Origin of the sequence: Rhodovulum sp. BSW8 (genome assembly GCF_003314725.1) — a bacterium.
GTDB classification, from domain to species: Bacteria; Pseudomonadota; Alphaproteobacteria; order Rhodobacterales; family Rhodobacteraceae; genus Rhodovulum; species Rhodovulum visakhapatnamense.
Genome location: NZ_QNVX01000054.1, coordinates 1 through 265 on the forward strand (window position 1 = coordinate 1; position 265 = coordinate 265).

Here is a 265-nt window from a genome sequence, read left to right on the forward strand (position 1 = left end):
ATCTGCGACAGCAAGGGACGGCCGCTCAACCTGTTCGTAACGGCAGGACCGGTGAGCGACGACATCGGCGCGCGGGCACTGCTCGGCCCCCTGCCAAAGGTCGGCTGGTTGCTCGGGGATCGCGGCCATGACGCCGACTGGTTCACAGACGCGTTGAAAGACAAAGGGATACGCGCCGTTCGGGGCAGATTTGATCCACTGGATCAAATCCTGTCGCCCGTCACCCCCGGCAGAAAGCAACGCAAGACCCCGGTCAAATACGACA

1 pseudogene is annotated in these 265 nt (G+C 62.6%); it reads left to right on the top strand.

Features of this window, described 5'->3' with window-relative positions:
* Positions 1 to 265: pseudogene (locus tag DSD19_RS19410) on the top strand (hypothetical protein); the annotation flags it as partial.